At 72.6% G+C, this 23,751-nt stretch carries 18 protein-coding genes and 1 pseudogene; 10 read left to right on the top strand and 9 right to left on the bottom strand.

Annotated elements, in window-relative coordinates; genetic code table 11:
* Positions 1-55: 55 nt before the first annotated feature.
* Positions 56-1,813, top strand: coding sequence for a CDP-glycerol glycerophosphotransferase family protein (locus tag AB0C04_RS23675; protein WP_357058109.1), 1,758 nt, complete (start codon positions 56-58; stop codon positions 1,811-1,813).
* A gap of 19 nt (positions 1,814-1,832) precedes the next feature.
* Here the strand turns inward: AB0C04_RS23675 and AB0C04_RS23670 are convergent, their stop codons facing one another.
* Positions 1,833-2,171 carry a DUF952 domain-containing protein gene (locus AB0C04_RS23670; RefSeq protein ID WP_357058107.1) on the bottom strand — a complete coding sequence of 113 codons (339 nt, stop codon included), beginning with the start codon at positions 2,169-2,171 and terminating at the stop codon, positions 1,833-1,835.
* A 134-nt stretch (positions 2,172-2,305) separates the two neighbouring features.
* Here AB0C04_RS23670 and AB0C04_RS23665 point away from each other — a divergent pair, with 134 nt between their 5' ends.
* The 3 genes and pseudogenes from AB0C04_RS23665 to AB0C04_RS23655 all read left to right on the top strand — a co-directional run.
* Entirely contained in the window at positions 2,306-2,617 is a 312-nt protein-coding gene (locus tag AB0C04_RS23665; protein WP_357058105.1) for a hypothetical protein, read from the top strand.
* 493 nt (positions 2,618-3,110) lie between these two features.
* The gene (locus AB0C04_RS23660; RefSeq protein WP_350873131.1) at positions 3,111-3,767 is read left to right on the top strand and encodes a response regulator transcription factor; all 657 of its coding nucleotides are present in this window, start codon (positions 3,111-3,113) and stop codon (positions 3,765-3,767) included.
* A gap of 10 nt (positions 3,768-3,777) precedes the next feature.
* Positions 3,778-5,139: pseudogene (locus tag AB0C04_RS23655) on the top strand (HAMP domain-containing sensor histidine kinase); the annotation flags it as partial.
* Positions 5,140-5,294: 155 nt separating this feature from the next.
* On the opposite strand, the gene AB0C04_RS23650 reads toward AB0C04_RS23655, so the two are convergent.
* The 4 genes from AB0C04_RS23650 to AB0C04_RS23635 all read right to left on the bottom strand — a co-directional run bounded on the left by AB0C04_RS23650 (position 5,295) and on the right by AB0C04_RS23635 (position 9,512).
* The gene (locus tag AB0C04_RS23650; protein WP_357058103.1) at positions 5,295-6,257 is read right to left on the bottom strand and encodes a TAXI family TRAP transporter solute-binding subunit; all 963 of its coding nucleotides are present in this window, start codon (positions 6,255-6,257) and stop codon (positions 5,295-5,297) included.
* Between the two features lie 53 nt (positions 6,258-6,310).
* Positions 6,311-6,940: a hypothetical protein gene (locus AB0C04_RS23645; protein WP_357058268.1), complete on the bottom strand. Its 630-nt coding sequence runs from the start codon at positions 6,938-6,940 to the stop codon at positions 6,311-6,313.
* 145 nt (positions 6,941-7,085) lie between these two features.
* Complete coding sequence (gene yaaA, locus AB0C04_RS23640) at positions 7,086-7,883, bottom strand: peroxide stress protein YaaA (protein WP_357058101.1); 798 nt, start codon at positions 7,881-7,883, stop codon at positions 7,086-7,088.
* A 9-nt stretch (positions 7,884-7,892) separates the two neighbouring features.
* A complete protein-coding gene (locus AB0C04_RS23635; RefSeq protein WP_357058099.1) occupies positions 7,893-9,512 on the bottom strand; it encodes a hypothetical protein in 1,620 nt (539 codons plus the stop codon).
* Positions 9,513-9,608: 96 nt separating this feature from the next.
* Here AB0C04_RS23635 and AB0C04_RS23630 point away from each other — a divergent pair, with 96 nt between their 5' ends.
* Positions 9,609-10,679, top strand: a complete 1,071-nt coding sequence (locus AB0C04_RS23630) for a phosphatase domain-containing protein (protein WP_357058097.1) — start codon at positions 9,609-9,611, stop codon at positions 10,677-10,679.
* A 51-nt stretch (positions 10,680-10,730) separates the two neighbouring features.
* On the opposite strand, the gene glgB is transcribed toward AB0C04_RS23630, so the two are convergent.
* From glgB to glgA, 3 genes are read right to left on the bottom strand one after another with little or no spacing between them, the layout of a single operon-like run.
* Positions 10,731-12,833: a 1,4-alpha-glucan branching protein GlgB gene (gene glgB / locus AB0C04_RS23625; RefSeq protein ID WP_357058095.1), complete on the bottom strand. Its 2,103-nt coding sequence runs from the start codon at positions 12,831-12,833 to the stop codon at positions 10,731-10,733.
* Complete coding sequence (locus AB0C04_RS23620) at positions 12,821-14,917, bottom strand: maltotransferase domain-containing protein (RefSeq protein WP_357058093.1); 2,097 nt, start codon at positions 14,915-14,917, stop codon at positions 12,821-12,823. The genes glgB and AB0C04_RS23620 overlap by 13 nt, the downstream gene beginning before the upstream one ends.
* A 38-nt stretch (positions 14,918-14,955) precedes the next feature.
* Positions 14,956-16,176, bottom strand: a complete 1,221-nt coding sequence (glgA, locus tag AB0C04_RS23615; RefSeq protein WP_357058091.1) for a glycogen synthase — start codon at positions 16,174-16,176, stop codon at positions 14,956-14,958.
* A gap of 70 nt (positions 16,177-16,246) precedes the next feature.
* On the opposite strand from glgA, the gene glgC reads away from it, so the two are divergent.
* Both glgC and pgm read left to right on the top strand, forming a co-directional pair.
* Positions 16,247-17,479, top strand: a complete 1,233-nt coding sequence (gene glgC / locus AB0C04_RS23610; RefSeq protein ID WP_357058089.1) for a glucose-1-phosphate adenylyltransferase — start codon at positions 16,247-16,249, stop codon at positions 17,477-17,479.
* A 31-nt stretch (positions 17,480-17,510) separates the two neighbouring features.
* The gene (pgm, locus tag AB0C04_RS23605; protein ID WP_357058087.1) at positions 17,511-19,154 is read left to right on the top strand and encodes a phosphoglucomutase (alpha-D-glucose-1,6-bisphosphate-dependent); all 1,644 of its coding nucleotides are present in this window, start codon (positions 17,511-17,513) and stop codon (positions 19,152-19,154) included.
* 117 nt (positions 19,155-19,271) lie between these two features.
* Here pgm and AB0C04_RS23600 read toward each other — a convergent pair whose 3' ends face one another.
* The gene (locus AB0C04_RS23600; RefSeq protein ID WP_357058085.1) at positions 19,272-20,201 is read right to left on the bottom strand and encodes an NAD(+)/NADH kinase; all 930 of its coding nucleotides are present in this window, start codon (positions 20,199-20,201) and stop codon (positions 19,272-19,274) included.
* 344 nt (positions 20,202-20,545) lie between these two features.
* Here AB0C04_RS23600 and AB0C04_RS23595 point away from each other — a divergent pair, with 344 nt between their 5' ends.
* The 3 genes from AB0C04_RS23595 (at position 20,546) to AB0C04_RS23585 (ending at position 23,622) form a co-directional block, all read left to right on the top strand.
* The gene (locus AB0C04_RS23595; RefSeq protein ID WP_357058083.1) at positions 20,546-21,886 is read left to right on the top strand and encodes a hypothetical protein; all 1,341 of its coding nucleotides are present in this window, start codon (positions 20,546-20,548) and stop codon (positions 21,884-21,886) included.
* A 218-nt stretch (positions 21,887-22,104) separates the two neighbouring features.
* Entirely contained in the window at positions 22,105-22,254 is a 150-nt protein-coding gene (locus tag AB0C04_RS23590; RefSeq protein WP_357058081.1) for a hypothetical protein, read from the top strand.
* 57 nt (positions 22,255-22,311) lie between these two features.
* Entirely contained in the window at positions 22,312-23,622 is a 1,311-nt protein-coding gene (locus AB0C04_RS23585; protein WP_357058079.1) for a hypothetical protein, read from the top strand.
* The last annotated feature ends 129 nt before the right edge of the window (positions 23,623-23,751 follow it).

The following is a 23,751-nucleotide window of genomic DNA, read 5'->3' as shown; positions in this document are numbered from 1 at the left end:
GCTCGTGATCGATCAGAACCGGGCCCGTCGTCGATCTTCTAGGGGAGCGTACTCGTTGTTCGGCACGTTGACAGGACGGATCGGGGTGGCCGCTCGCGGCGCGCTGCTGGTGCTGTCCTACCTGGTCATGCTCGTTGCCGGCGCCCTGGGCTGGGTCGCCGTCTTCGCCGTCGCCGGGCTGGCCGCCGTTCTCGGCGAGTTCGCCCTGGCCCGCTGGTCGCCGGCGTCGGCGACACTGCTGGAGAAGGTCGGCCTGCACGGGTCGTACCGGCAGCTGACCCGGGACCTCGCGGCCGTGCTGCTGGTGACCGTGGAGGTGGCGCTCAGCGGCGCCGAGTTGACGCTGCTGCTGTTGCTGCCCGCAGCGGTCTGGGTGATCTCGGTCTTCGCCGGCGCGCTCTCCACGATGATCGACCGACGTAACCCGGTCTCGGCGCTGGTCCGCAACATCGAGCTGGGCCCGATGAAGTCGGCCCCCCGCCCGCCGGCCTGGGCCGCGGCCGTCGCCGGCGACCGGATGCCCCTGATGAACGTGCTGCTGGTGCCGGCCGCGGTGGCCGCCGCCGTGCAGGACGACGTGACCCCGTTCTTCGTCGCCGGTGCGGTGGCGCTGGCCGCCACCGCGGTCGTCGGCGCCGTCGTCGCGCTCACCTGGCTGCGGGGCCGGGGCAGCGGGCAGGGCCCGCTGCTGCCCGCCGTGCAGCGCTGGCTGGACACGCACCGCCCCGAGGTGGCGCTCTACTTCGCCGGGCCGGCCAAGGACGTCTACCAGGCGAACATGTGGCTCGCTCCGACCGAGGCGCTCGGCCAGCGCGCGGTGGTGCTGATGCGCAGCCGGGAGGCGTTCCTCGAACTCGCCGACACCCGACTGCCGGTGATCTGCGTACCGGCCGGGGTGGACTTCATGAACCTCGAGCTGGGCAGCGTGCGGGCGGCGCTCTACGCCGCGAACGTCGGAGCGAACATCCACATGCTCCGGGAGCCGGGCATGAAGCATGTCTTCGTCGGTCACGGCGACAGCGACAAGCAGGCCAGCGTCAACCCCTACAGCAAGGTGTACGACGAGGTCTGGGTCGCCGGCCTCGCCGGCCGTGAGCGGTACGCGCGGGCCGGGGTGGGCGTGCTCGACTCCGACATCGTCGAGATCGGACGCCCGCAGCTCGCCGGTGTGCACACCTTCGGCGCCGAGTCGATCGACCGGCAGTTCACCGTGCTCTACGCGCCCACCTGGGAGGGGTGGCTCGACGACGACCCGTACCACACCTCGCTGGTGCTGATGGGCGAGCGGATCGTCAAGGGGCTGCTGGCCACCACGCCGGGAGTCCGGCTCATCTACAAGCCGCACCCGCTGACCGGCTCCCGGTCCAAGGAGGCCAAGGCGGTGCACGACCGGATCGTGGAGCGGATCCGGGCCGCCGGTGGGGACACCGACGCGAGCTCGCTGGACGGTACCCGGCACCTCGTGGTGACCGGCCGCGTGCCGGCGCTCTTCGACTGCTTCAACCAGACCGACCTGCTGATCAGTGACGTGTCCAGTGTGGTCTCGGACTTCGTGCAGAGCCAGCGGCCGTACGTGGTGGCCAACCCGGGCGGGCTGCCGGAGGACGAGTTCCGCCGGGAGTACCCGACCTCGCGGGCGGCGTACCTGCTCTCGGTGGACTGCGGCGAGCTGGAGAAGATCGTCGCGGTGACCCGGGCCGGGGACGACCCGATGACCGAGGCCCGCCGGGAGCTGAAGACCTACCTGCTGGGTCCGGCCGAGGCCAACCCGATGGACCGGTTCCAGGAGGAGATCGCCCGGCTCTGCCGCTGATCCACCCGCCCGGCGGTGGTCAGCCCAGCAGGGCGGCCACCGCCTCGGCGACCGGGGTGTCCGCCGGCAGCGCCGCGGCCGCGACCACGGCGGCCACCGGCAGCGGACCGTACAGGTGCGGAAAGAGCTGCCCGCCGCGCGACGGCTCCCAGCGCAGCCGATCCCCGAGTCGATCCGGGTCCACGGTGAGCAGGGTGAGCCCGGTGGCCCCGGCGAAGTGCCGTCGGGCCGTCTCCACCACCTGGTCGGCGCCGGAGAGGTGGATGAAGCCGTCCTGGCGGTCCACGGCCGAGCCGGCCAGGTGCCCGGCCGCCCGGGCGTCGTCCCACTCGGTGGTCGGCAGCAGTTTGTAGATCACTTCGGCAGCGTACGTGGGGTCCGGCCGCGGGCGGGCCGGCGCGGGCCGCTCCGGACGGTTTCGGCGGTACCGGCCCGGCCGTCCGCCCCGGGCCGGCATGCTCACAGGTGGAGCGGGTCGCGGAGGGATGGGCGATGGCGAGCTACGACGACGACTGGACCGACAGCCAGCGCGCGCTGTACGACGAGTGCTACCAGGCCGGCGGTGACTGGGCCGAGGATCCCGACACCCCCTCGGACGACGTGCAGCACGTGATCAACCTGGCCGAGGCGGACGACGACACTCTCGGCGACTCCGAGATCGACTTCCCGCCCCTGGTCGACGCGGTCACCCAGGCCACCGGGGAGAACGTCACGAGCGTCCCGGTCAGCCACGAGGACCCGGCCTTCCGGGGCTTCGTGGACGGCGTCCGGGACGCCACCGCGGAGGACGTCTTCGGCCTCTGACCGAGCCGGGCACCCGCAGCGCGCGGCCGCGCCTGCCCTGCGCCGGTCCGCGTTGCCTCCGCGCCGGCCCAGTTCCCGACTTCAAGCGACGGATTCCCCCCACCGCCGGGCTCCGGCCGGGACATCTCGCCCGCCCTTTGCTCTGCTTCACCGCAGGCGACAGTCAGGGCCCGTCACTGTTGCCCCCGCTGAAGCAGAGCAAAGGACGTCAGCAACGGAGTCGGGGCAGGGCGACCGGGCGCGAGCCCCCCGGGGACGAACAACGGCGGCGGAGGGGCGAGCAGAGGCCGAGCAGAGGCCGATCCAGGGGCGAGGGGAGGGGCCGACCGGGGTGCGGCAGAGGGCGAGCAGGGCCGTGCCGGGAGGCCGGCGGCGGGGCGGATGCGGTGGTCGGGGTGCTGCGGGGGGTTAGCCTCAGCCGGGCGGCCCTCCCGCCGGGGCCGCGCTTCTGCCACCATTCGCAGAACGACGGTTCGACGGATGGGGGGCACGGGTGCGGATCCTGCTGGTCGAGGACGACCGTCGGGTGGCCGCCGCGCTGTTGTCCGCGCTCACCCGGCGGGGCTACGAGGTCGAGCACGCCGCCACCGTCGGGGCGGCGCTCTCCGCCGCCCCGTGCGACCTGGTGCTGCTCGACCTGACCCTGCCCGACGGGGACGGCACCGACCTGTGCCGGGAGCTGCGCCGGCGCAGCAGCCAGCTGGGCATCATCGCGGTCACCGCGCGGGGCGAGGAGCGGGACCGGGTGCTCGGCCTGCGGCTCGGCGCGGACGACTACGTGGTGAAGCCCTTCTCGATGGTGGAGCTGCAGGCTCGCATCGAGGCGGTGCTGCGCCGCGCCGCGCACGCCGTGCCGGAGCGGAACCTGATCGAGGCCGGTACGGTCCGGATCGACGTCTCGGCCCGTACGGTCACGGTCGACGGCCGCGCGGTGGCGCTCACCCGCAAGGAGTTCGACGTCCTGGTCTCGCTGGCCCGCCAGCCCGGGGTGGCGGTGCCCCGTGACCGCATCCTGCTCGACGCCTGGGGCACCACCTGGACCGACCGGCACACCGTCGAGGTGCACGTCGGGTCGCTGCGGGGCAAACTGGGCGACCCCGGCCTGGTGGAGACCGTGCGCGGCGTCGGCTACCGGCTGCGGAGCGAGTGAGGAGGGGCCGGTGCGTCGTCGGCTCGTGATCAGCTACCTGCTCCTGATGGTGCTGGTCCTCATCGCGCTGGAGACCCCGCTCGCTCTCACCCTGGCGACCCGGGAGACCGATCGGGTGCGCGCCGACCGGCTCGCCGACGCCACCCGGTTCGCCTCGCTCGCCGGGCCGGCGCTGCGTGGCGGCGGCCCCGGCCCACTCGACAGCGAGCTGCGCAGCTACGACGAGCTGTATGGCATCGGCGCGGCGGTGGTCGACCGGGACCGGCGCACCGTGGTCTCGTCGGCGAGCTGGCAGCGTGCCGTGGGTACCACCGAGGCGCAGGCCGCCGCCCTGGCCGGCCAGCAGTCCAGCGGCCCGGAGTCGGTGTGGCCCTGGGTGGACGGCCCGATCGTGGTGGCGGTGCCGATCAACGACGGCGGCGAGGTGCTCGGCGCGGTCGTCACCGTCACCTCGGCCGCAGCGGTACGCCGCACGGTCACCACCTGGTGGCTGCTGCTCGCCGGGATCGGCCTGCTGGTCGTACTGGCCTGCGTGCTGACCGCGTTCGGGCTGGCCGGTTGGGTGCTACGCCCGGTGACCGAGCTGGACGCGGTCACCCACGAGATCGCCGAGGGCGACCGTGGCGCGCGGGTGCAGCACCAGCTCGGGCCGCCCGAGCTGCGCCGGCTGGCGGCGAGCTTCAACAACATGGCCGACGTGGTCTCCGACGTGATGGACCGGCAGCGCGCGTTCGTCGCGCACGCCAGCCATCAGCTGCGCAACCCGTTGACCGCGCTGCGGCTACGGGTGGAGGAGTTGGGCCCCAGCCTGACCGACCCGCAGGGGCGGACCGAGCACCGGCTGGCCCTGGAGGAGACCGACCGCCTCGCGCTGGTGCTCGACGCGCTGCTCACCCTCGCCCGGGCCGAACGGGAGGAGAACGAACGGGTCACCGTCGACGCCGCCGAGGCGGCCGAGTCGCGGGTGGCCGCCTGGCAGCCGTTGGCCCGGCACCGGTCGGTCACGCTTCGACTGGTCACCTCCGGCGCACCGACGTACGCCTGGACCGTGCCGACCGCCGTGGACCAGGCCCTCGACGCCCTGATCGACAACGCGGTCAAGTTCAGCGGCGCCGGCGGGGAGGTCACGGTGACCGTCGCCCGTCGCGACGGCGGGGTCGCGCTGGAGGTACGCGACACCGGCCCCGGGATGACCGAGAGCCAGCTGGGGCAGGCGACCGAGCGGTTCTGGCGGGCGCCGGACGCGCAGAACGTGGACGGCGCGGGACTGGGGCTGACCATCGCCGCGGTGCTGGTCGACGCCTCCGACGGGCGGCTGACCATGCGTCCGGGCGAGCCGCGCGGCCTGGTCGCCGGCCTCTGGTTCCCGGCGCCCGACGAGCCGGCCGCCGGGCCCGACGAGCCGGTGACCGGGGACGACGAGTCGAGGGGCGGGTCCGGTGCGCCGGGGGCTGGAGTCGGTGGACCGGGCTCGGGGGCCGACGAGGCGGACCCGCCCGCGCCGGACCGGCTGCCGGCCGCCGCCGGTTAGGGCTTCGCCGCCCGGTACCAGGCGGCGGCGCCGGGGTGCAGCGGCAACGGCGAGGTGGCGATCGCCGATCGCGGGCTCATCCGTCCGGCCGCCGGGTGCGCCTCGGCCAGCTCCGACCGGCGCTCCATCAGCAGCCGGGTCACGTTGCGGACCAGTGGCTCCGGCAGGCCGGCACGGACGATCAGGAAGTTCGGGTCGGCGACGGTGGTGACCGGCGCGACCCCGTACACCGAGCGGGGGATGTCCCGGGAGACGTAGACCTCGCCGTAGCGGGCCCGCAGCGGCTCGGTCCACGCGCCGAGGTCGATGATCCGGGTCGGGCTGCCGCCGGCCAGGTCCGCGATGCCCCGCACCGGCAGCCCACCGGAGAAGAAGAACGCGTCGATCCGGCCGGCGCGCAGCGCGGCCACCGAGTCGTCCAGGTTGAGCCGGGCCCGACGGATCCCGCCGTCGCCCAGGCCGACAACGTCCAGCAGGCGGGTCGCGGTGATCTCGGTGCCGGAGCCGGGTGCGCCCAGGGACACCCGCCGACCGCGCAGGTCGTCGACCGTGTGCACCGGCCCGGCGCCGGAGGTGACCAGGTGCAGTTGGTCGTCGTAGACCCGGGCGATCGCGGCGACCCGCGGGTCCGCGTCCAGGCGGGCCGGGAGCACGTCGGCCTGGGTGAAGCCCAGCTCCGCCTCGCCGGTGGCAACCAGCCGGACGTTCTCCGCCGAGGCGGGGGTGACCACCACGCTGGCCCGGACCCCGGGCAGCTCCCGGTTGAGGATGGCGGCCAGCGACTCGCCGAAGGCGTGGTAGACCGCGGTCGGGCTGCCCGTGGCGATGCGGATCTGCACCGGATCGCGGGGAGCCTCCCGGCAGCCGGTCAGGCCAAGGCCCGCCGTCAGCAGCACGGCCAGCAGCGCCGCGGGCGGGGCGGCGCGCCACCGGACGGGGCCGGGCCGGGTAGGACTCACGCGGAGCACTCTGCGCCGGACAGGTGCCCGGCCGCAACCCCGGCGTCGGTCGATCAGGCCGGATCGCCGGCCCGGGCGGGGGCCAGCGCGCTGCGGTGCAGGATCACGGCCCGATCCGGGCCGTCGGCCACGCTGACCAGGAAGCAGCCGGTGCCCGGCCGCAGCGTGGCCGAGACACCGAGCAGGGTGGCGCTGCGGATCAGTACGGCGGCGAGTTCCCGGTCGGTGAGCCGGACGCCCAGGATGTGCCGGCGGACGTGTCGCCCACCGGCCAGCAGCGCCGACCGCCAGGCCGCCTCGGCGAGCCGGGGCACCCAGACCCGGCGGGCGGTGGAGGCACCGGGCACCGGCGCGGCGAGCAGCTCCCGGCGCCCCTGCCGCCAGCCGACCTCCAGCAGCCGCGCGTAGCCCACCCGGTGTTCCCGCCGAACCCGGAGCCGGTGCACCTCGTAGCGGCGGCGCAGCCCGCCGACCGACACCTCGTGTTCGACCGGGACCTCCAGCCGCTCCAGCAGTTGCCGCATCCGCTGCGCGGCGTCCTCCCGGTTGAACTCCACCACGGGGGCCGGGTAGTGCGCCGCCCCGCGCTGCGGTCGCAGCTCGGCCGGGCGGGGCATGCAGCGCAGCAGGCAGGCGGCCTCGAAGGCGTCGGCCAGGGTCAACCAGTCCAGCGGGGGCGGCATCGACGGGCGGTCGGGCCGGTCGAGCAGGGCGGGTTCACGGGCCAACGGTCGCTCCCTTGTCGGAGTCGGGGTGCCCCTACCGTGACGGGTAAGCCCGTCGGGCGAAACCGATCCGGCCCAGCCTTGAGGAAATCTTGCGGCTGCCTCAGAGCTCGGTGACCACCACGTCGACCTGGCGTGGCCGCCCGGCCGGAGCCGGCTGCTCCACGACGGTGTACTTCAGCTCCCGCAGCGCGTCGAGCAGCTGCTCGGCGGTGCGCGGTCGGACCCCGGCGAGCAGCAGGTCGCGGACCAGTCGCCCCTTGGTCGCCTTGTTGAAGTGGCTCACCACCGAGCGGACGGGGACCCCGTCAACCTCCCGCTCGTGCAGCACCCGGACGGTCACCGTCCGGGCCGCCAGCTCGCCGCGCGGGGCCCAGGTGGCGGCGTACGCGCCGGAGCGCAGATCCAGCACCGGCCGGTCGCCCGCCGCCGCGGTCATCGCCGGGGCCAGCGCTCGCCGCCAGTACGCCGACAGCGCGCCCGGGCCGGGCAGCTTCGCGCCGATCGGGCAGCGGTAGGGCGGGATCCGGTCGGTGAGCCGGACCGCGCCCCAGAGCCCGGAGCTGATCAGGATCGACCGGCGGGCCGCCCGCTCCGCGGCCGGTGGCAGCGAGCCGAGGTCGAGCGCCTCGTAGAGCACACCGGTGTAGATCCGTGCGGCCGGCGCGGTGGCCGCCACGGCCAGCCGTGCGTTGCGTCGCAGCTCGTCCCGCTGGCCCTCGCTGAGCCCGAGCGCCGCCCGGGCCGCCGCCTCGTCCGGCCCGCCGCAGAGCGTGACCAGCGCGGCCAGCACCTCCTCGCGGGCCGGGTTCAGCTCCGGCAGGGCGAGCCGGGACAGGTCCAGCCGCCGGCCGGTGCCGGCGTCGGCCTTCCCCTCCGACGGCGGCAGCAGGATGAGCACCGGTGAAATCTACCGCCACGGCCGCACGGGGATCTCCGGGTGGTACACGCGGTAACCGCCGATCTCGCGTACCGGGGTGGCGTCGAGGCGGTCGCCGAGCAGCCGGCGCAGCCGGAACTCCGCCACCGAATCGATCTCCACCACGTAGCCGGGCCGGTCGGCCCGCCCCACCTGCCGCCAGTACGGCGGGTACCGGTTCTGCCCCGGGCTGAGGTTGTCGGCGAGCACGCCGCAGACCACCTCCTCGGCGGTGTTGAAGACCAGCCGGTTGCAGGTCCAGTAGTCCCCGTACACCTCGTGTGGCCCGTCGGCGCGCAGCGCGGCGGCCAGCTCCCGGGCCCCCCGCTCCTCCTGGCGGGCCGCCGCGACGCCGGTGCCCGCGAAGAGCACGGTGGCCGCCACGGCGGTCGCGGCCAGTCCCGCCAGCAGCGCGGTCGCCACCGCGCCGGCCAGCCGGCCGAGCGCGCCCACCGTCCCCCGCCAGCAGGCGACCGCAGCCACCCAGAGCGGCCAGAGCACCGCCGGTAGCGAGATCTGGAGCACCGACAGGTAGCGCGCGTTGCTCAGCGGGTCGGTGGCGGCCAGCGGACTGCGCACGTACGACAGCAGGGTCAGCGCCGCGCCGGCGACCAGCGCGAGGTGGGTCACCGGGCCGATCCGCCGATCGGGCGGCCCGCCCGCGGCGCGTCGGTACGCGACCAGCGCGAGCGCCGCCGCGACCACCAGCAGCAGCGGGTAGAGCACCCCGAACCACTCCTGCCACCTCGCGCAGCCGTCGACGGGGCAGAGCCCGGTGGCCAGCGGCACCCCCTCCAGCAGCCCGCCCCGCACCCGCGGCGGCCACCCCGGCACCGGGCCCTCACCACTGCTGATCCGTCGCAGCACCGACAGCGAGTCCTCCCCGGGCGGGGCGTAGAGGTTGTCCCGGATCATCGGGGCGACCCCGACGGCGAAGCCGGCCAGCAACAGCGCCCCGGCCCAGCCGAGCAGCTCCCGGCGGGCCGCGTAGACCAGCAGCAGCCCGGCCACCGCGAGGTACGGCACGATCAGCCAGTCGGACCAGACGGACACCCCGGCCAGCAGGCCGAAGAGCCCGACGGCCAGCCGGCGGCGGCGGATCGTGCCGGCCGCCAACCCCACCGCGATCAGCAGCATCAGCAGCACCGCCGCCTTCACCTCGGGCCGGCCGCCGACCACGGTCAGCTGGTCCCGGACCACCCGCTCGGGGCCGACCGCGAGCAGGCCGACCACGAGCGTGGCGAACCACGGTGAGCAGATCCGCCGGGTGAGCCGGTAGATCAGGTAGAGGAAGAGCGCGTAGAGGACGAGCATCGGTAGCCGCAGTACCGGCCAGCTCGGCCCGGCCACCGCGATCAGCGGCGCGGCCAGGTACGACTCGAGCATCCCCATGTAGCGCTGGCCGTAGAGGAAGACCGGGTGTGACCGGCCCTGCGCGATGTGCAGCGCGGCCAGCCCGAAGGTGGCCTCGTCGCTGTTCGAGGCGGGCACCGTCAACAGGGTCAGGACCAGCCGGTAACCGACCCCGGCCAGCCCGAGCAGGAGTGCGACCAGCGCTGGCCGGTCGAGCCGCGGACGCCACCGCCCACGGTGCTGCACTGGTTGCGACACGACCACGCCCCCGTCGTCGTCCCGACCGGAGTGTTTCACGGCCTCGGGGGCGGCCGGGGTGGATCGGGGCAGACCGCTCGGCGAAGATCGCCTCGCATGGCCGTGGCCGCGTTGGTGTGGCAGGGTGGCAGCGTGTCACCCACTCCCGCCGGCCAGCTGGCCGTCCCGCGCCTGCACCGTGCGGCGCGGATCGAGGACGCCGTGCACCAGCTCGTCGAGCGCCGGCTGCGGCGCACCGGCTGGCGGATCAACATCGTCGCCTACACCGGCTACGGCTCGCCCGGCTGGGTACGGGTGATGTGCCGGGTGTTGCTGGGCCGCCCCGACACCCGGCAGCGGGGCCGGCTGGAGAAGGTCCGCGGCTGGCGCAGCTTCACCACCCTGCCCGCCAAGTACGTCACGGTGTTCATCGAGGCCGGCGGGGTGCGGCACGAGGCGCAGGCGGACCGCAGCGGCTTCGTCGACATCATGGTCAAGGCCGACCTGCCGCCCGGCTGGGGCACCGTCCGGCTGACCGTGTCGGACGCCGAACCGGTCGACGCGCCGGTGCGCATCCTCGACCCGGACGTCCGCTTCGGCATCCTCTCCGACATCGACGACACGGTGATGGTGACGGCGCTGCCCCGGCCGCTGCTCGCCGCGTGGAACACCTTCGTCCTCGACGAGCACGCCCGCGCGGCGGTGCCCGGCATGGCGGTGCTCTACGAGCGGCTGGTCACCGCCCACCCGGGCGCCCCGGTCTTCTACCTCTCCACCGGCGCCTGGAACGTGGCGCCGACGCTGACCCGGTTCCTGTCCCGGCACCTCTACCCGGCCGGGCCGCTGCTGTTGACCGACTGGGGCCCGACCGCCGACCGGTGGTTCCGCAGCGGCCGGGAACACAAGCGGGCCACGCTGGCCCGGCTGGCCCGGGAGTTCCCCGACGTGCGCTGGCTGCTGGTCGGCGACGACGGCCAGCACGACCAGGAGATCTACCGCGAGTTCGCCGCCGCGAACCCGGACAACGTCGCCGGGGTGGCGATCCGCCGCCTCTCGCCGACCCAGTCGGTGCTGGCCGGTAGCCTGCCCGGCCCGCACGACCTGCCGTCGGCGGTGGGGCAGAAGTGGCTCTCCGCGCCGGACGGGGCGGGCCTGTGGCAGCTGCTCCGCGACGCCGGCCTGGTCTGACCCACGCCGAGGGCACGCGGGCGGCGGCTCGGGCCACGCCGCCTGCGCGGGTCAGCCCTGACGGAGCCAGACGACGCCGAGCGGCGGCACCTGCAGCGCGGCTGAGGCCACCATGCCGTGCCACGGCACGTCCTCGGCGTGCACCTCACCCAGGTTGCCCACCCCCGACCCGCCGTAGTGGTGCGCGTCGGTGTTGAGCACCTCCTGCCAGGCGCCACCGGCGGGCAGGCCGATCCGGTAGTCGTGCAGCGGCAGGGCGGAGAAGTTCGCCACGCAGACCAGCGTCGAGCCGTCCGGGGCGATCCGGACGAACGACACCGTGTTGTTGGCGACGTCGTCGCCGGCGATCCAGCGGAACCCGGCCGGCTCGGTGTCCTGCGCCCAGAGCGCCGGGGTGGCCCGGTAGGTCCGGTTCAGGTCGGCGACGAGGCGCTGCACGCCGGCCCGCGCCGGGTCGTGCAGCAGGTACCAGTCGAGCCCGCGCTCCTCGCTCCACTCCCGGTCGTCGGCCAGCTCGCAGCCCATGAACAGCAGCTGCTTGCCCGGGTGCGCCCACATGTACGCCAGCAGCGCCCGCACGTTCGCCAGCCGCTGCCAGGTGTCGCCGGGCATCTTCGCGGCCAGCGAGCCCTTGCCGTGCACCACCTCGTCATGGCTGATCGGCAGCACGTAGTTCTCGCTCCACGCGTACGCCAGGGAGAAGGTGAGCTGGTGGTGGTGGTGCTGGCGGTAGACCGGGTCCTTCGAGGTGTAGAGCAGGGTGTCGTGCATCCAGCCCATGTTCCACTTGAAGCCGAAACCCAGCCCGCCGGCGGAGGTGGGGCGGGTGACCCCCGGCCAGGCGGTGGACTCCTCGGCCACCATCACCACCCCGGGGTGGTGCTTGTAGACGGTCGCGTTCGCCTCCTGCATGAAGGCGATCGCCTCCAGGTTCTCCCGACCGCCGTACCGGTTGGGGGCCCACTGGCCGTCCTGCCGCGAGTAGTCCAGGTAGAGCATCGAGGCGACCGCGTCCACCCGCAGCCCGTCGACGTGGAACTGCTCGCACCAGTAGAGCGCGTTCGCCACCAGGAAGTTGCGCACCTCGAGGCGGCCGAAGTCGAAGACGTACGTACCCCAGTCGGGGTGTTCGCCGCGGCGCGGGTCGGGATGCTCGTAGAGCGGGGTGCCGTCGAAGCGGGCCAGCGCCCACTCGTCCTTCGGGAAATGCGCCGGCACCCAGTCCAGGATCACCCCGATGCCGGCGCCGTGCAGCCGGTCGACGAGGTGACGGAAGTCGTCCGGGTCGCCGAAGCGGGAGGTAGGGGCGAAGTAGCCGGTGACCTGGTAGCCCCAGGACCCGCCGAAGGGGTGCTCCATCACCGGCAGGAACTCCACGTGGGTGAAGCCCAGCTCGGTCACGTACTCGGTGAGCTGCTCGGCCAGCTCCCGGTAGCCGAGCCCGGGCCGCCACGAGCCGAGGTGCACCTCGTAGACGCTCATCGGCTCCTGGTGCGGCTGGCGCCGGGCCCGCCGCTCCAGCCAGTCCGCGTCGGACCACTCGTAGCGGGAGTGGTGCACCACCGAGGCGGTGGCCGGCGGCACCTCGGCGTACGCGGCAAGCGGGTCGGCCTTGTCCCGCCAGCGGCCGTCCGCGCCGAGCACCCGGTACTTGTACCGGGCGCCGACCCGGGCGTTCGGTACGAAGATCTCCCACACCCCGGTGGAGCCGAGCGAGCGCATCGGCCAGCCGTCGTCCGGCGCCCAGCCGGTGAAGTCGCCGACCACCCGCACACCGCGCGCGTTCGGCGCCCAGACGGCGAACGCCACCCCCTCGTCGAAGACCCGGGCGCCGAGCGCCTCCCAGAGCCGCTCGTGCCGGCCCTCCCCGATCAGGTGCAGGTCCAGCTCGCCGAGGGTGGGCGGGTAGCGGTACGGGTCGTCGTGCACGACACCGTCCGCCTCGACCCGGTAGTCGAGCGCGGTGCCCGGCACGACGGTCTCGAAGATCCCGACGTCGTGCACCCGCTTCATCGGGTGGCGCTCCCCGTCGACCAGTGCGGCGACGTCGCCGGCGCCCCGGCGCAGGGTGCGGATGGTGGTCCGGCCGTCGGCGGGGTGCGCGCCGAGCACCGCGTGCGGGTCGTGGATCTCACCGGCGATCAGCTGGTCCATCGGGCGTCGTCCTTCTGGGCGGGAACGGTCGGGGCGGTGCCGCCGGAGAGGTCATCGGGGACGGCTTCGACGGTGAGCTCCGCCGGGCCGGTCGGGGCGGGCGCCGGCACCTCGGGCGGGACCGGGCGGCGCACGGTGAGCACGTGCGCGGGCTGCAGGTACGGGTCGAGCCGCACCGCGTTGCGCTGCCCCCAGTCGTAGCTGGTCCCGGTCAGCTCGTCGTGCACGGTGAACCGCTCGTGCCAGTCGAAGCCGAGCGCCGGCATGTCCAGCGTCGTGTTGCCCCACTGCACGGTCCGCGAGTCGAACGAGCAGACCACGATGACCGTGTTGCCGGTCTCCGGGTCGCGTTTGGACCAGCAGAGCAGCGCCGGGTTGTCGATGTCGTGGAAGCGCAGGTTGCGCAACCGGTGCAGGGCCGGGTTCTCCCGCCGGACCCGGTTGAGGTCGGCGATGAACGGGGCCAGCGAGCGCCCCCGCGCCTCGGCGTCGGCCCAGTCCCGGGGACGCAGCTCGAACTTCTCGTTGTCCAGGTACTCCTCGGCGCCGGGGCGGGCCACGTGCTCGAAGAGTTCGTAGCCGGCGTACATGCCCCAGGAGGGGGAGAGCAGCGCGGCCAGCACCGCCCGGATCTTGAACATCGGCGGGCCGCCGTGCTGCAACGACTCGTGCAGGATGTCCGGGGTGTTCGGCCAGAAGTTGGGTCGCATGTAGTCGGCCGCCGCGACCAGTTCCTCGCAGTACTCGCGCATCTCGGCGGCCGACGTACGCCAGGTGAAGTAGGTGTACGACTGACTGAAGCCGATCTTGCCGAGGCCGTGCATGATGGCCGGCCGGGTGAACGCCTCGGCCAGGAAGAGCACGTCCGGGTCGACCTGCTTGACCTCCCCGATCAGCCAGTGCCAGAAGTCGAACGGCTTGGTGTGCGGGTTGTCCACCCGGAAGATGCGGATGCCCTCGCCGACCCAGTGCAGCACGACCCGGAGGATCTCGGCCCGGATGCCCTCCGGGTCGTTGTCGAAGTTCAGCGGGTAGATGTCCTGGTACTTCTTCGGCGGGTTCTCCGCGTACGCGATGGTGCCGTCGGCCCGGGTGGTGAACCACTGGGGATGCTCGCTCACCCAGGGGTGGTCGGGCGCGCACTGCAACGCCAGGTCCATCGCCACCTCCAGGCCCTGCTCGGCGGCGGCGGCGATGAAGTTGCGGAAGTCCCGCGCCGTACCCAGGTCGGGGTGGATGGCGTCGTGCCCGCCCTCGGCGGCGCCGATCGCCCACGGCGAGCCGACGTCGTCCGGCCCGGCGGTGAGCGAGTTGTTGCGGCCCTTGCGGTTGGCCCGGCCGATCGGGTGGATCGGCGGCAGGTAGAGCACGTCGAAGCCCATCGCGGCGACACCCGGGAGCCGGTCCGTGGCGGTGGCGAAGGTGCCGGAGCGCGCCGGCGCGTCGACCGTGGCCGGCACGGCGCCCTCGGAGCGGGGGAAGAACTCGTACCAGGCGGAGAAGAGGGCCCGCTCCCGGTCCACCCAGAGCCGGTGCTCGTCGCCGGTGGTGACCAGCTCCCGCACCGGGTACGCCCAGAGCAGCTCGGCCAGCTCCAACGCCGGCGTGACCCGACGTGGCAGCGGGCGGGCGGTGTCGCGCAGCGCGGCGGCGGCCGCGGCCACCCGATCCCGTTCGGCGGGCGGCACCAGCGCGGCGGCGACGTCGAGCACCCGGGCGCCCTCGGCCAGGTCGTTGGCCAGCTCCGCCGGGCCCTGACCGGCCGCGACCTTCTTGGTCACCGCGTTCTGCCAGGTGAGGTACGGGTCGGCGAACGCCTCGACGTGGAACGTCCAGGCGCCCACCGCGTCCGGCCGGATGCCGGCGTGCCAGCGGTCCTGCCCGGGCTCGCCGGGGCGCATCCGGGTGAAGGGGCGGGCGGCGCCGTCCGGGCCGTGCCAGACCACGTTGCAGCCCAGCGCGTCGTGGCCCTCGCGATAGGCCCGGGCCGCGACCGGCACCCACTCACCGACCACCGCCTTGGCGGGGTAGCGGCCGCACGAGACGACGGGGGAGACGTCTTCGATCGGGAACCGTCCAGTCACCCCGCCAACCTACTGCGTGTGATCCGCTTCCGCGCGGCTCAGCCGGCCGCTCCCACCGACCGGTAGACCTCCAGGGTCCGCGCCGCGATCGCGTCCCAGGAGAAGTGCTCGACCGCCCGGCGCCGGCCGGCCAGACCGAACTCGGTGATCCGTTTCGGGTCGGCCAGCAGCTCGTTCATCCGCGCGGCCAGGTCGGCGACGAAACGCTGCGGGTCCAGCGGCCGGCCGGACCCGTCGCCGGCCTGCTCGATCGGAACCAGCAGACCGGTCTCGCCGTCGGCGACCACCTCCGGGATGCCGCCGGTGGCGGTGGCCACCACCGCCGTCTCGCAGGCCATCGCCTCCAGGTTGACGATGCCCATCGGCTCGTAGACCGAGGGGCAGGCGAAGAGCGTGGCGTGCGTGAGCACCTGGATCACCTCGTGCTTGGGCAGCATCTCGGCCACCCAGACGACCCCGGAGCGGTTCGCCCGCAGCTCGGCGACCAGACCCTCCACCTCCGCGGCGATCTCCGCGGTGTCCGGCGCGCCGGCGAGCAGCACCAGCTGGGTGTCCGTCGGCAGCTCGCGCGCGGCGCGCAGCAGGTAGGGCAGCCCCTTCTGCCGGGTGATCCGGCCCACGTAGACCACGCTGGGCAGCGCCGGGTCGATGCCCAGCCGGTCCAGCACGTCGGTGCCCGGATCCGGCGCGTACTGCCGGGTGTCGATGCCGTTGTAGACCACCCGGACCCGGTTCGGGTTCACCGCCGGGTACGCGGTCAGCACGTCACGCCGCATCCCCTCACTGACCGCGATGACCGCGTCGGCGGACTCCACCGCCGTCCGCTCGCACCACGAGGAGAGCTCGTAGCCACCGCCGAGCTGCTCGGCCTTCCACGGCCGCAGCGGCTCCAGGCTGTGCGCGGTGACCACGTGCGGCACCCCGTAGAGCAGCTTCGCGGTGTGCCCGGCCAGGTTGGCGTACCAGGTGTGGCTGTGCACCACGTCGGTGCCGGCGCAGCCGGCCGCCATCTCCAGGTCCACACCCATCGTGCGCAGCGCGGCGTTCGCGCCGTTCAACCCCGGCGGTTCGGCGTACGCGGTGACCCCCGGCTCGGTGCGGGGCGCGCCGAAGCAGTGCACCCGGACGTCGGTGAGCCGACGCAGCTCCCGGGCCAGGTACTCCACGTGCACCCCAGCTCCGCCGTAGACCTCCGGCGGGTACTCACGGGTGAGCAGATCGACGCGGAGCTGTCCGGTGGCCGGGGAGGAGTCGGTCATGCCCGCACCCTAGTGCAGAAGTGTGCCCGTACGAGTGGTGAAGTCGGACGGCTATGGATAGCGTCTGAGCATGGCTGCCAAGGTGCTCGCGATCGTCCTGGCCGGCGGAGAGGGCAAGCGCCTGATGCCGCTGACCACGGACCGGGCCAAGCCGGCCGTCCCGTTCGGCGGGATGTACCGCATGGTCGATTTCGTCCTCTCCAACCTGGCCAACGCCGGCTACCTCAAGATCGTCGTGCTGACCCAGTACAAGTCGCATTCGCTGGACCGGCACATCACCAAGACGTGGCGGATGTCGACCCTGCTGGGCAACTACGTCACCCCGGTGCCGGCGCAGCAGCGCCGCGGGCCGTGGTGGTTCGCCGGCTCGGCCGACGCCATCTACCAGAGCTTCAACCTGATCAACGACGAGCAGCCCGACTACGTGATCGTCTTCGGCGCCGACCACATCTACCGGATGGACCCCCGGCAGATGGTGGAGGACCACATCGCCTCCGGCGCGGCGGTGACGGTCGCCGGCATCCGGCAGCCGCTGTCGACGGCCGACCAGTTCGGCGTCATCGAGGTGGGCGAGGACGGCCGGCGGATCCGGGCGTTCCGCGAGAAGCCCACCGACGCGGTCGGCCTGCCCGACGCGCCGGACGAGATCTACGCCTCGATGGGCAACTACGTCTTCACCACCAAGGCGCTCTGCGAGGCGGTGGAGCGCGACGCGGCCGACAAGACCAGCAAGCACGACATGGGCGGCAGCATCATCCCGATGCTCGTCGGGCGGGGCGAGGCGAACGTCTACGACTTCCGCGACAACGAGGTGCCGGGCAGCACCGACCGCGACCGCGGCTACTGGCGCGACGTCGGGACGCTCGACTCGTTCTACGACGCGCACATGGATCTGATAAACGTGCACCCGGTCTTCAACCTCTACAACTTCGACTGGCCGATCTACACCGAGCAGCCGCCCTGGCCGCCGGCGAAGTTCGTGCACCAGTGGGGGGAGCGGGTCGGCCGGGCGGTCGGCTCGATGGTCTCGCCCGGCGCGGTGATCTCCGGCTCGCTGGTGGAGAACTCCGTCGTCTCGCCCAAGGTCAAGGTGCACTCCTGGTCGCACGTCGACGGCGCGGTGCTCATGGAGGGCGTCGAGATCGGCCGGCACGCGGTGGTCCGCCGGGCCATCCTGGACAAGAACGTCTTCGTCCCGGAGGGCGCCGAGATCGGCGTCGACCTGGAGAAGGACCGGCAGCGCTACACCGTCTCCGACAACGGCATCGTGGTGATCGGCAAGGGTCAGCGCGTCGAGCCCTGACCGTCTCGCAATTCCCGAGGAGGACCCCGCAGTGACGCACGCCCGTGCCGGCCAGCCGGCCGAGCCCGCCGACCTGGTCGACGTGCCCCGGCTGGTGACCGCCTACTACGCCGAGCACCCCGATCCGCAGGACCCGGCGCAGCAGGTCTCCTTCGGCACCTCCGGCCACCGGGGGTCGAGCCTGCGCGGAGCGTTCAACTCCGACCACATCGTCGCGGTCACCCAGGCGCTCTGCGACTACCGGCGGGAGCACCGCGTCGACGGCCCGCTCTTCCTGGGCCGGGACACCCACGCGCTCTCCACGCCGGCCACGGTCGACGCGCTGGAGGTGCTCGCCGCCAACGAGGTGACCGTGCTGGTGGACAGCCGGGACGGCTACACCCCCACCCCGGCGTTGTCGCACGCCATCCTCACCCACAACCGCGGTCGGACCAGGGGGCTCGCCGACGGCATCGTGATCACCCCGTCGCACAACCCGCCGGACGACGGCGGGTTCAAGTACAACCCCACCCATGGCGGGCCGGCCGACACCGACGCGACGAAGTGGATCCAGGACCGGGCCAACGCCATCCTCGTCGGCGGGCTCGCCGAGGTCCGGCGCGTCCCGTACGCCCGGGCCCGCGCCGCCGAGACCACCGGCACGTACGACTTCCTCGCCAGCTACGTCGACGACCTGCCGGCGGTGCTCGACCTCGACGCGGTGCGGGCCGCCGGGGTCCGGATCGGCGCCGACCCGCTCGGCGGAGCGAGCGTGGCCTACTGGGGCGAGATCGCCGAGCGGCACCGCCTCGACCTCACCGTGATCAACCCGACCGTCGACCCGACCTGGCGGTTCATGACCCTCGACGGCGACGGCAAGATCAGGATGGACTGCTCGTCGCCGAACGCGATGGCCTCGCTGATCGCCGCCCGCGCCGACTACCAGGTCTCCACCGGCAACGACGCGGACGCCGACCGGCACGGCATCGTCACCCCCGACGGCGGGCTGATGAACCCGAACCACTACCTGACGGTGGCGATCGGGCACCTGTTCCGGACCAGGTCGCAGTGGGGTCCGGCGGCGGCGGTCGGCAAGACCCTGGTCTCCTCGTCGATGATCGACCGGGTCGCCGCCGACCTGGGCCGCCCGCTGCTGGAGGTGCCGGTCGGCTTCAAGTGGTTCGTGCCCGGGCTGCTCGACGGCGCGGTCGGCTTCGGTGGCGAGGAGAGCGCCGGCGCCTCGTTCCTGCGCCGCGACGGGGGCACCTGGACCACCGACAAGGACGGCATCCTGCTCTGCCTGCTCGCCTCGGAGATCATCGCGACCACCGGCAGGACGCCCAGCGAGCACTGGACCGAGCTGGCCGAGCGCTTCGGCGCCCCGGCCTACGCCCGGATCGACGCCCCGGCGACCCGGGAGGAGAAGGCGGTGCTCGGCAAGCTCTCCCCGGAGCAGGTGACCGCCACCGAGCTGGCGGGCGAGCGGATCACCGCCACCCTCACCACCGCTCCCGGCAACGGCGCGCCGATCGGCGGGCTCAAGGTGACCACCGAGTCCGGCTGGTTCGCGGCGCGCCCGTCCGGCACCGAGGACGTCTACAAGATCTACGCCGAGTCGTTCCAGGGGCCGGAGCACCTGACCCAGATCCAGCAGGAGGCGAAGGACCTCGTCGCCGAGGTGCTCAAGCAGGCCTGAGCGAGGGGCGCCGCCGGCCTCCGCGCCGGCGGCGACCGCCCTGCCGCGTCGCTGTCGTGCTGGCGGCCGTGCCATCTCGCCGCGGTTCGCGCCGGCCCAGCGGGGTCCGGGCCCGGATCAGCGCGGTGGCGGCAGTTCGCGGCGGTTGAGCTGCTCGCGCAGCCCCTCGGGCAGCAGTTCGCGCAGCTGCTCCGGGAGCAGCGGCAGATCCAGCAGGCTGAGCTTGAGCTGGTTGCGCTCCTGGTAGCGGCGCGGGTCGAGACGGACCACCAGCCCGGCCTCGCGGCGGAAGCTGACATCCAGGGTCCCCTCGGTCGCCGCCTCCCGGATCACCAGGCCGTCCATCTCCACGGCGACCGGCGCGGAGTCCGGCTCCAGCTCCAGGCGGATCTTCTCGTCGGGGGAGAGCACCACCGAGCGGGAGATGCCCGCCATCGGCGCGGACGGGGTGACCACCACCGCCTGCGCCGCCGGCGAGACCAACGGGCCGCCGGCGGCATAGCTGTACGCGGTCGAGCCGGTCGGGGTGCTGATCACCAGCGCGTCGCAGCGGTAGTAGCCGTAGCGTTGCCCGTTCACCGCCAGGGTGGCGTTGACGAAGCCGGCACCGGGATGGCGGACCAGCGCGACGTCGTTGAAGGCCACGATGTCGTCGCCGCAGACGTCGCAGACCAGGCAGCTGTGCGCCTCCACGGTGAAGTCGTGGCTGCTCAGCCGGTCCAGCGCCGCCGGCAGCTCCGGCGGCTCCACCTCGACCAGGAAGCCGAGCCGACCCAGGTGTACGCCGAGCACCGGCTTGGGGTCACGGACCACCAGCCGGAGCGCGCCGAGCATGGTGCCGTCCCCGCCGATGCTGATCAGCGCGCTGACCCGGCGAGGCAACTCGTCCTCGGGTAGCGCCTCGACACTCGCCGGCACCCGGTGCCGGTCCGCCGAGCGCACGGCGAGGCCCTTGCGGTGCCGGGCGGCCCAGTCGGCGATGATCCCGACGATCTCGGTGACGTCCCGCGTCGGGTGCAGCACCAGCCCGAGCAGGGTGCGGTTCATGTCTACAGCTCACCACATCCCCGCTTCCTCGGGCAGCGGTACTGGTAGGTGCGGCGGTAGGCCTGTCGACCCACCTGACGCCCCCGCTCCCGCGCGGGAGGACCTGATGATTCGAACGACCCCGTCGCCGGAAAGGGCGGATCGACCATGGCGACGGTGGTCTCGACGGCGTCCATCGTCCATCGAGCGTCGTGATGGTTGCGTGAACAACTCGGTTGTTTAACCATTTTTGCGTCATTTAGTCAAGTATGGTGCTGGACGTGTCTTTCGCCCGAAATCTTCGCTCCCCAGTAGATGAACGTCAGATTGGGTTGCGCCCCACAGGCGCGGTGAGGAGTGGCGGAGTGCTCGGCCCGCCCGCGGCCACGGTGTCCCGACCGGCTCGGCAGCACGGCGACCAGGGCACCGGCTCCGTCGTCGCCGGCCGGTGGGTCACCCGGCTTCTCCGCTGCTATCCGGTCAGCCTGGTGGTGCTCGCGCCATACGTGCTGTTCATCCTCCCGGTCGCAGCGGTCAACCAGAATCCCGACCTAGGGTTCCTGGTGCGTCTGGTCGGCCTGGCGCTGGCGGGCAGTGTGCTGATGGAGACAGCCGCGTTGCCGCTCCGTAGGTCAGCGCTCGGCTGGGACCGGGGCATACGGGCGGCCAACGACCATCCGCGCATCTATGCCATCGCCCGCGGTGTCAGCGTGGTCAGCATCGTCGCGGACCTCACCGGTGCCGTGGTCGGGCGTGGAACCGTCTTCACGCAAGTGTCCGGGGGTCTACCTGACTCGCCGCTCGCCAGCCTCTCCGCGCTGGTGTCCGGCTGGTCGGCGCTCGCCGTCGCCCTGCTGATCGCCTCCTCTCTGGGCGGCCGTGCCAGCACGCGGAGAGTCGGTGGCTGGCTGCTTGCGCTGGCTCTGACGCAGGCGCTTCTTGTTGTCATGACGGCCCGTTCCGCGCCGTTGCTCGGGTTCATCTCGTTCCTGGCGGCGGCGGGTGCCATCTCGGGAGTCATCCGGGCCCGCTACCTCGCGGTGGCCGCTGTGGTGCTCGCGCTCGCCTGGCCTGCCATCTTCGAGTTGCGCAACGACATCCGGCAGAGCGGCGGGGTCAGTGTGTCCGAGCTGGTCACAGCTGGGGACCGGCTCAGGCTCGACCTTCAGATGTCGGCGGCCGCCCACCATCGGGTTCCGGTTGACCTGCCACAGCCTGGACCGGTGGACTACCTCCGGTACGGGTTCGTCCCCCGGGTACTGGACTCCGACCGTCCCACGATCTCGACCGGGGTCGAGATCAACCAGTACCTGGGTGGCGGAGCGACCTCGGCTTACAGCTTTCTGGCTCTGGGCAACGTGTACTTCCTTGATGGTCCGTGGGCCGTCGTCATCTTCTACGGGCTGTGGTCGGCCTTGGTGGTGCTGTTGCTCCGTGCGGGCCGAGCCCCCGGCCCGATGCGGCTCGCCGTGCTCTGCTTCACACTCGCGGGCCCGTTGCTCTGGTCGAGCACTTACCCCGACTCCATGCTCGCCTTCATTCAACACGTCGTCTCGGCGGTGCCGGTGTTCCTGCTGCTTCACCTGACCGGCAGGAAGGGCACGTCGGCAAGGGTGGAACAGCATGCAGGCAGCCTTGGCCAGGGACGAACTGCGGAGGCTGTCCATGCGGTACGCGGCCGAGTGGCGGGCACGGCTCGCGTATGACGTGGAACGGCAGACGTTCCGCGTCGGACTGGTGTTTGAGCTCGCAGCCGTTGGGACCGTCGCCGATGTGGGAGGCGGGCCGGGACTCTTCTCGGTCGGATGCGCCAGCGTCGGCATGTCCGTCACTTTGATCGACGAGTTCGCCGACGCGGCCAACGAGTCCCGGATCGGTGAGCTGCTCGACCTGCGGTACATCGCCGCGACATGAGCTGATGGGTGTGCGGACCCCCAATCGCAACTGGCTGGGACGGGGCCACGCCCATCCGCTCGTCCGAACGTTGACCCCGGTGGTGGTACGGGTGCTGCCCAGCCGACGCACTCTCTGCTCGGACATCTACCTGTCCGGACGCTGGCCCCTGGACCGCTGACGACTGGGTCACGCGGTCTGCTGCGAACCCTGGCATCGACCGAAAGGTGCACGTCTGATGGACCGTTCCCGACTTGGTCGCGCCGTCCTGCGTGGTCGTCACCAGGGGCTGGCGCGGAAGATCGCCCTGTACGACGAGGACCCGGACCGGACGTGGATTGAACGGCACCAGGTGCGACGGTTCAACGAGGTGTGGGAGTACTGCCTCGCAGAGGTGCCGTTCTACCGGTCGTGGGGCCGGGAACACCGTCTTCCGGAGCGGATCGACCGGCTCGCGGAGCTGCGAGGCTTCCCGTCGTTGACCAAGGAGATCCTTATCGCCCGGCATGACGAGATCTTTCAGAACGGCCGGATTCGCGACGCCTACACCACCGGCGGCAGCACCGGGCAACCGACGCGTTATCCACGCGGCGCAGGTGAGGTCGACAGGCGATGGATCGACGCGTACCTCGGCCGGCACTGGGCGGGGGTCCGCCCGACGGATCCTGGGGTGCTGCTGTGGGGACACTCCCACCTCTTCGGCGCCGGCCTGCGCGGCCGGCTGGCCCAGGCGCAGCGAAAGCTCACCGACCTGGTCGTGAACGTCACTCGGCTGAACGCCTACGACCTCAGCGAACCGTCGCTGCACGCGCACTACCTGGCGGTGCGTCGTCGTGACCCGGTCGCGCTCACGGGTTATACCTCGGCGGTGTTCAAGCTGGCCCGGTACATCGAACGGAACCAGCTTGACCTGGGTGAGCCTCGTCGGCTGCGGGCGGTCATCCTGTGCGCCGAGACAGCCAGTGACGCAGACATCGCCCTGGTGGAGCGGGTGTTCAAGGTCCCGGCAGTGATCGAGTACGGCTCGGCTGAGACCGGTGTGCTCGCCATGTCGCGAGAAAGCACGCGAGACATCAGGCTTATCTGGGACAGCTTCATCTGTCTCACCGATGCCGACGGAGAACTCAGCGTCACCACTCTGACCGACCGTCTCTTCCCGCTGATGCACTACGCCATCGGCGACCGGGTCGAGCCCAGCGACGTGGTGGACGGCAACGCCCTGGCGTTCCGTGCGATCCTCGGCCGGCAGCAGGACGTCGTCAGCGTCGGGTCGGCGCGGGGTGTGCTCGACCTGTCCGCGATCCTTCCGGTACACATCCTCAAGTCGTACCCAGGCATCGTCGGGGTGCAGTTCCGGCAGGTGCGTCCGGACGTTTTACAGATCCACGTCGAGGCGAACCGGCGACTCGACCTGGCGGACGTGAGCGCGTTCTTCGTACGCGAATTGCGAAAGGACCATCCGGAGCTCGTTGCGGACTCGATCAGCTTCGCCCAGATCTCCGATCCCGCCCGGACCCGGGCCGGCAAGCACGCCCTCTTCGTTCCGTGAGACCAGAGTCATCGTCGGAGGAGCACGCGTTTCCCTTCGAGGTGAGGGTCGTTTGACAGTGGTGCCGACACCTCAGGCTGCCTTCTCTTCCCCGGTCGGAGGCGCACCGTATCGGGTGCCACACCCCCG

It is taken from the genome of Micromonospora sp. NPDC048909 (genome assembly GCF_040649635.1).
In the GTDB taxonomy this organism is placed as follows: Bacteria; Actinomycetota; Actinomycetes; order Mycobacteriales; family Micromonosporaceae; genus Micromonospora.
This window is presented reverse-complemented; position numbering and strand designations above follow the sequence as displayed.

What these genes read in the sequence shown, in the direction of transcription:
- AB0C04_RS23665 (WP_357058105.1), top strand. Translation starts at nt 2,306, where the DNA reads ATGGCGAGCTACGACGACGACTGGACCGACAGCCAGCGCGCGCTGTAC.
- AB0C04_RS23645 (WP_357058268.1), bottom strand. Translation starts at nt 6,940, where the DNA reads ATGCCGCCCCCGCTGGACTGGTTGACCCTGGCCGACGCCTTCGAGGCC.
- AB0C04_RS23630 (WP_357058097.1), top strand. Translation starts at nt 9,609, where the DNA reads ATGGCCGTGGCCGCGTTGGTGTGGCAGGGTGGCAGCGTGTCACCCACT.
- glgB (WP_357058095.1), bottom strand. Translation starts at nt 12,833, where the DNA reads ATGGACCAGCTGATCGCCGGTGAGATCCACGACCCGCACGCGGTGCTC.
- glgA (WP_357058091.1), bottom strand. Translation starts at nt 16,176, where the DNA reads ATGACCGACTCCTCCCCGGCCACCGGACAGCTCCGCGTCGATCTGCTC.
- glgC (WP_357058089.1), top strand. Translation starts at nt 16,247, where the DNA reads ATGGCTGCCAAGGTGCTCGCGATCGTCCTGGCCGGCGGAGAGGGCAAG.
- AB0C04_RS23600 (WP_357058085.1), bottom strand. Translation starts at nt 20,201, where the DNA reads ATGAACCGCACCCTGCTCGGGCTGGTGCTGCACCCGACGCGGGACGTC.
- AB0C04_RS23585 (WP_357058079.1), top strand. Translation starts at nt 22,312, where the DNA reads ATGGACCGTTCCCGACTTGGTCGCGCCGTCCTGCGTGGTCGTCACCAG.